Genomic DNA, 1,470 nt, shown 5'->3' with positions numbered 1-1,470 from the left:
AGCGGCGGTTCTCCACCAGGTAGGCGCGCGGGTGCTGCTTGACGAAGGTGCGGCCGGTGACGACGGCCTCGGTGCCCTTGCCGGACACCTCGACGGCGCCGGGCCCGGCGTCCTGGGCGGCCTTGGCGGTGGACCAGCGGACCGCCGGGGCGGTGCCGGTGACCGGGCCGAAGGCCTCGTCGTGCGGCAGCGCGCGGACGGTGCGGCGCAGCCCGGGGAAGACCCGGTTCGCGGTGTCCACGGCCTCCGCCGGGCGCACCCGGAAGCCCTTGACCTGGCCGGAGCCGGGCGCGGAGAACAGGCCGAGCCCGTTGGCGACGGCGCGCTCCCCGCCGTTGTCGGAGGGGCTGCTGACCGTGCCGGCCCGCGCGGTGCCGGGCAGCCGGGCGGCCATCGCGGTCGAGCCGCCGCCGTCCATGTTGAGCGCGTTGCGCGCGCCCATGTCCCGCATCAGCACCGCCAGGTCGGGCAGGCTGATGCCGGGGCTGTCGGCCTGCCGGCCGTCGACGCTGACCAGGTACATCCGCTTGTTGTCGGCGGAGAAGCCCACGGCGGTGCGGGCGTTGAGCTCGTTGCCGTCGTTCTCGCCGGGGCGCAGGGCGACGCCGTCGCGGACCAGCACCTGGTAGCCGCCGACCGCCACCGCGACCTCGCCGAAGGAGGCGCGCGGCCGGTAGCCGGTGGCGACCTGGTCGCCCGGCTTGAGCTCGCGCAGCGCGCGGGCGCCGGCCTCCCGGCCGACCAGCACGGTGGCGCCCTCGCGCACCGTGCCGCCGAGCTGGTCGCGCACGGCGGTGACCCGGCCGTCGCGCAGTTCCACCTCGACGACCTCCGACGACCCGTCGGCGACCTTGGCGCGGGAGGCCTTGCCCCAGGCGGGGGTGAACAGGCCGACGCCGTCGGCGGGCAGGCCGTAGGTGTTGACGCCGTTGAGCTTCAGCTCGCGGCCGCCGGGCAGGGCGGCGTGGCCCTCCAGGAACACCTCGGCCATCCGGGCCAGGCCGTCGGCGCCGACGGTCACGGCCTGGTTCCAGCCCTCGATGGGGGCGTGGACCAGGCCGTCCTCGCGGGAGACGCCGACGCCGAGCGGTGCCTCGGAGGCGTTCATGTCGAAGTAGTCGCCGTTGATGGCGGCGACCGCGCCCGCGCCCCGGGCCATCTCGGTGACGGTCTGGCGGGTCGTCACCTGGCCGGAGGACAGGTAGTCGACGCTCAGGCCCTCGGTGGCGAGGTCGGCGACCAGGACCTTGCCGCGGATCCAGCCGGTCTTGCCGAGCCGGTCGAAGGCGGTCATGGTCAGCCCCGGGGCGATCGGGGTGACCTCGCGCCGGGTGACGACCGACTCGCCGGGGCGGTCGAGCACCAGGCCGGGGTCGGCGGCCGTGCCGCTGGCGCCGGCCGCGGCCGGTCCGACGGGCGCCGCCCAGGCGGTGACGGGCGCGAGCGCGGGCAGGCCGGCGGCGACACGGT

Annotated in this window: 1 protein-coding gene; it reads right to left on the bottom strand. The window is 76.9% G+C overall.

The annotated features are described in order from the left end of the window. Positions 1–1,470: phosphodiester glycosidase family protein (locus ABD308_RS09195; protein WP_344330595.1), on the bottom strand; the 1,470-nt coding region annotated here is incomplete at both ends.

This window comes from Kitasatospora putterlickiae (assembly GCF_039527695.1).
Classification (GTDB): Bacteria; Actinomycetota; Actinomycetes; order Streptomycetales; family Streptomycetaceae; genus Kitasatospora; species Kitasatospora putterlickiae.
This window is presented reverse-complemented; position numbering and strand designations above follow the sequence as displayed.